At 67.1% G+C, this 4,566-nt stretch carries 5 protein-coding genes; 3 read left to right on the forward strand and 2 right to left on the reverse strand.

The window, feature by feature from the left end; translation table 11 throughout:
* From M3P27_00920 to M3P27_00930, 3 genes are all read left to right on the forward strand, one after another.
* Positions 1-695 (forward strand): glycosyltransferase family 9 protein (locus M3P27_00920; protein ID MDP9266871.1); only part of this gene is annotated, 695 nt, incomplete at its 5' end.
* Positions 685-1,272: an isoprenylcysteine carboxylmethyltransferase family protein gene (locus M3P27_00925; protein MDP9266872.1), complete on the forward strand. Its 588-nt coding sequence runs from the start codon at positions 685-687 to the stop codon at positions 1,270-1,272. The genes M3P27_00920 and M3P27_00925, both read left to right, overlap by 11 nt.
* A gap of 46 nt (positions 1,273-1,318) precedes the next feature.
* Positions 1,319-2,167, forward strand: a complete 849-nt coding sequence (locus M3P27_00930; GenBank protein ID MDP9266873.1) for a DUF3108 domain-containing protein — start codon at positions 1,319-1,321, stop codon at positions 2,165-2,167.
* Between the two features lie 6 nt (positions 2,168-2,173).
* Here the strand turns inward: M3P27_00930 and M3P27_00935 are convergent, their stop codons facing one another.
* Positions 2,174-2,473: a hypothetical protein gene (locus M3P27_00935; protein ID MDP9266874.1), complete on the reverse strand. Its 300-nt coding sequence runs from the start codon at positions 2,471-2,473 to the stop codon at positions 2,174-2,176.
* A gap of 100 nt (positions 2,474-2,573) precedes the next feature.
* On the reverse strand, positions 2,574-4,566 hold a 1,993-nt coding region (locus M3P27_00940; protein ID MDP9266875.1), incomplete at its 5' end, for a competence protein ComEC family protein.

Raw genomic sequence — 4,566 nt, forward strand, 5'->3', positions numbered from 1 at the left:
CGCGCCGCATCGGCAGCGCGCGTCCGTGGGAAGCAGTGGCGTCATTGTTTTATTCGTATCCCGTCGAGGTGCACGCCGCGCATGTGGTCGAGCAGGCGCTCGAGTTGGCTTCGAGCCTCACGCCGCATCGTCTGCATTACATCCCGCCAACGTTGCCGCTCGATCCCGCCGCCGAGCGCTGGGCCGAGCAGGAGCTCGCCCGCCGCGGTGTGCGCGGCTTCGCGTTGTTGCACCCCGGCGCGGGATGGGGCGCGAAGCGTTGGCCGGCGGCGCGCTACGGCGAGGTCGCGCACGCGCTGGCCGGCCGCGGCGTCACGCCGCTGGTGAATCACGGTCCGGAGGAGCAGGCGCTCGCACACGAGGTCGTTCGCGCGAGTGGCGGCGCGGCCGCTGCCATCGCGTGCTCCATCTCCGAACTGATCGCGCTGATGCGGCGCGCTAAGCTCGCCATCGGCGGCGACACCGGACCACTCCACCTCGCCGCCGCGCTCGAGGTCCCCATCGTCGCGCTGTATGGTCCGACTGATCCACGGCGCACCGGGCCTTTCGGCACGCAAGCCATCGTGCTGCGCAGCGAGATAAGCAAGATCTCCCACAAGCGGTCGGACGTTACCGATCCCGGATTGCTCGCGCTCACCGCCGCTCAGGTCATCGCCGCAGCACAGTCGTTGTTGGAGGCCCCACGTGGTTCCTAGCGCGCAAAAAAACGATTGGGGACGGGTCGCCAAGCGCATCCGCGTGCCGCTTGGCTTCCTCTTCGCCATCGTTTACCTCTGGTTTGCGCGGCCGGCCTGGGAAGCGCTCGCGCTCGGCGCGGCCATTGCGGCGCTCGGACTCTGGCTCCGCGCCTTCGCTTCTGGGTACGTGAAAAAGGCGCAGGAGCTCACCACCACCGGCCCGTACGCGTACACCCGCAACCCGCTTTATCTCGGCTCCATGATCATTGCCGCCGGCTTCGCGGTAGCTGCCCGCAGCTGGTGGCTCGCGGCCGGCATGGCGGCGATGTTCCTCGCCATCTATGTTCCCGTGATCCGCTTTGAGGAGGACCTGCTGCGTGGATTGTTCCCGCACGACGTCGACGCATACTTCGCCCGCGTCCCGCGCCTGCTGCCCCGCCTGCGTGCGGAAAAGTCCGCAGCCGGCGGCGGTGCGGGATTCTCCCGCGAAGGCTTCTCTCTGGAACTCTATCTGCGGCATCGCGAGTACAACGCCGCCGTCGGAGCGCTCGTGATGTTCGCCGCGCTGGCGGCCAAGCTGGTCTGGTGGCGGTAACGGCTTTGGGCAACCTCGGGGGTGCGCGATCTTGGGATACCATCAGATGATGCGTCTCGCCCCCGCGCTGCTCGCGCTCGCGCTGCTCGCCGCCGCTCCCCTCACTGCCGCGCAGAGGCCCGCGCCGCCGTCTCCCGCAGCGCCCTCCGCAAACCAGTCCGCCGCGCCGAGGCCCGCTCCCGACGTCATCACCACCAATACGCGCATCATCCCGCCGCCGGCGAATCACAAGTTTCCCAACGGACAGACCTTGGTCTACGACGTGGAGTGGCGGTTGTGGCGCGCCGGTAGCGCTAGCATCCGGCTCGATGCGGCTGGAGCAGAAGAGCGCATCACCGGCACTGCCGATTCCTCCGGCGTAGTGTCGCTGCTCTATGGCGTGCACGATCGCTTCGAGACTTTCTTCGACGCCAAGACTTTCTGCTCGCGCCAGATCACCAAGAACACCGAAGAAGGCTTTCGCAAACGCCAGACGCAGATCCGCTTCGATCACGCGCGTGGCAAGGCCGTGCTCGACGAGAAAGACTTGAAGAAGGGCACCGCGAAACATGTGGAGAACGACATCCCCGCCTGCGCCACCGACGTGCTTTCCGGCATCTTCTACGTGGCGTCGCTGCCGCTCGCGCCGAACGTGACTTACACCCTGCCACTCAACGACGGCGGCAAGACGGCGGAAGTGAAGGTCACGGTCGAAGCGCGCGAGAAGATCAAGACGCCGGCCGGCGAGTTCAACACCGTGCGCGTGCAGCCCGAGTCGCTCGCGGGGCTGGTGAAGAGCCGCGGCAGGATCTGGCTGTGGTACACCGACGACGCTGCGCACACGCCGGTGCAGATGCGTGCCAAGATGGGGTGGGGAACGCTCACCTTCCGGCTCACGCGCATCGAGAGGAAATAGAAGAGTCTATTGCAGGCGAAAGCGCTCGTTCATCAGCCGCTGCAGGCGCGGCTTGTAGAGCAGATCGTAGGCCAGCTCTTTGTCGGGGAACAGGGCGAGCGCGGCGCGCTTCGTGCCGGCCACCAGTTCGGCAGCCTCTTCCACCGTCAGGTTCTCGTCGCCGCAGATGACCTGCGTCACCATGTTCATCATCAGCTGCAGGCGGCGGATCTTGCGGTTCTCTTCTTCGATCTCCGCATTCGACATCCGCGCAGTATGCTCGGCGTGCTCTGCATGCCCCGGCCTGCTGGTGTCCGCTGATCCCATGTCTCGAATCCCCTGGCTCGAATCCCCTGGCTCGCTCTGCCGCGAATCATACTCTGAAAGCGTCATTCGATTGCAAGCTGCGCTTGGGGATTGCAAGCGCCTAGCGGCGTTCCGGCGGCGCCACCGCGACCGTCTTCCCGTCGAGGATGAAAGTCACCGCGCCTTCGAGGTCGGTGCGATGCGTGAGCACGTGCGCATTCTCCAGGCGCCAGAGCACGTCCGTGCGCGGATGCCCGAACGGACTGCGATAGCCCACCGAGATCACGGCGACTTTGGGCTGCACCGCGGCGAGCAGCTCCGGGATGGTAGAGGTCGCGCTGCCGTGGTGCCCCACCTTCAGCAGGTCGGCGCGCGGCTCCTCCGTCGCGATCAGCTTCTCCACCTTCTTTTCCGCATCACCCTCGAGTAGTGCCGTGGTCGCCCCAAACGTCACCAGCATTCCCAGGGAATCGTTGTTGCGCGCGTTGCGCGCGACTTGCCAATCCGGCGCGGGAGAGACCACGCGCACGGCCGCCCCGCCAAAATCAAACTGGTCGCCCGCGACGCGCCGCTCGATGGTCATGCCGCTCTGCTGTGCCGCGGCGAGCAGCCCTTCGTATGCCGGCGTCGGCGGATTGATTCCCACCCACAGCGTGCGCGGACGGAAATTCCGGATCACCGCCGGCAGCCCGCCGATGTGGTCGGCGTGCGCGTGCGTCAGCGCGATCGCGTCCAGCCGCGTGAAGCCGCGTCCCCATAGATAACTCGACACCACCTCTTCGCCCACATCGAACTCGCTCCCCGAACGCATCGCGCCGCCCGCATCGATCAGCAGCGTCTTGCCTTGTGGCGTCACGATGAGCAGCGCGTCGCCCTGTCCCACGTCGATGGCAGTGACCTCGAGCACGCCCGGGCGCAGTTGCGGACGCGGTGGGACGAACGCGATCCACGCTGCGCTTGCCGTCAATGCGACCACGCCGGCGAGCGCGAAATAACGGCTGCGGCGTACGGCAAAAAGCACCAACAGCAACGTGGCCACCGTGCCCACCACCACCAGCGTAGCCGGAGTAGCAACGCGCGTGTCGGCGGCGCGCAGCGCTCCGAGCGCCTGCAATACGCGCAGCATCAGTCCGAGCAAAACACTGACTGGCACCGCCAGCACCGCCGCCACCGGCGTCGAGACCAGCGCGACCAGCGCCGTCAACGCGGCCAGCGGCACCATCACCGCCACCAAAGGCGTTACCAGGATGTTGGCCGGCAGGCCGACGACCATTGCCCGGTGGAAGTACCATGCCATCGGCAGCGCCAGCGCCACCTGCATCACCGCGGAGACGAGCAGCGTGTCCCACACCGTCAACAGCACGCGCGCGCTATTCACCAGCAGCCACTGCGCGCGCTTCACGCCATGTCTTGTTCCCAGAAACCGCCCCAGCCGTTCGGCCAGCATGCGCAGATCGAGGCGGAACTGCGCCATGCGCGGCGGCAGCGTCTGGTCGTAGGCGAGGGAATCGAGCCAGGAGAGCGTGGTCCGGTACGGCGCCGACGTCTGTTCCAGCAGCGGCAGCGCGATGCCCGCGATCGCCAGCACCGCGAGGAATGAGAGTTGGAAGCTGGCTTCGAAAAGCGCGTGCGGATCAAGCACCAGGATGAGCAGCGCCGCGGTGCCAAGCGCATTCAGCGCGGCGCGGTCGCGGTAGAGCAGCCGCGTCGTCAGGTAGATGGCCACCATGATGGCCGCTCGCGTCACCGGTGGATCACCTTCGGTGAGAAAAGCGTACGCGGCGCACGTGGCGATGGTCGCCAGCGTGGTGAGCAGCTCGCTCACCCGAAGCCGGCGCAGCGTGAAGAAGACCACTCCCGCCAGCAGCGCCACGTTCATCCCCGAGACCACCAGGATGTGGAACACCCCGGTGCGTTGGAATTCCGTGCGCGTAGCGCGATCGAGCGAGGCCGTCTCGCCGATCAGCATGGCGGAAATGAGCGCGGCCTGCCGCGGCGGCCACAGCGCCGCGATCCGCTCCAGCAGCGCGCGCCGTGCGCGACTGCGCCAGCGGTACAGCCCGGAACCCGCCGTCCCCGGCAAAGCTTTCACCCGCTCCTGGTTCACCGCGGCG

The organism is Acidobacteriota bacterium (assembly GCA_030774055.1).
Taxonomy (GTDB): Bacteria; Acidobacteriota; Terriglobia; order Terriglobales; family Acidobacteriaceae; genus JACPNR01.